At 44.7% G+C, this 514-nt stretch carries 1 protein-coding gene; it reads right to left on the bottom strand.

Translation table 11 applies throughout. From position 1 onward, the window contains the following. Positions 1-514 (bottom strand): non-ribosomal peptide synthetase (locus SB658_RS21835; RefSeq protein ID WP_410602270.1); only part of this gene is annotated, 514 nt, incomplete at both ends.

Here is a 514-nt window from a genome sequence, read left to right as displayed (position 1 = left end):
AGTACAGTCATTGCTTTCAGCGAATGCCCCCCACGTTCGAAGAAGGAATCAAATATACCAATCTTCTCTTGACCAAGAATTTCTTCCCACAAACGCACAAGCTTCGTTTCGAGATCGTTTCTAGGCGCAGCATAAACAGCTTGAACGGCTTTATCACCTTTTAAGGCAGCAAGTGCACGACGATCAACTTTGCCACTAACTGTGAGTGGAAATGCATCAAGCTCTTTGAAATAGAGCGGCATCATGTAAGCTGGCAGCTGATGTTTGATAGCGGCTTGCAGCATGTTAACTGACACATCTTCATGACGGGCTTGATAGTAAGCACTTAACACCTTTTCCCCGTCCGCTTCATCAACTACTAGTACAACAGCTTGATCCACTCCATCTATCTGCTCCATCACTGCTTCAATTTCGCCTGTTTCTATGCGGTAACCCCTTATTTTCACTTGATCATCCATTCTGCCAAGATAATCAATTGTGCCATCTGGAAGCCATCTGACTAAATCCCCTGTTC

Origin of the sequence: Bacillus sp. SIMBA_008 (assembly GCF_046535495.1) — a bacterium.
GTDB lineage: Bacteria > Bacillota > Bacilli > Bacillales > Bacillaceae > Bacillus > Bacillus subtilis.
The sequence above is the reverse complement of the archived record's forward strand: the minus strand, read 5'-3'. Positions and strand labels throughout refer to the sequence as shown.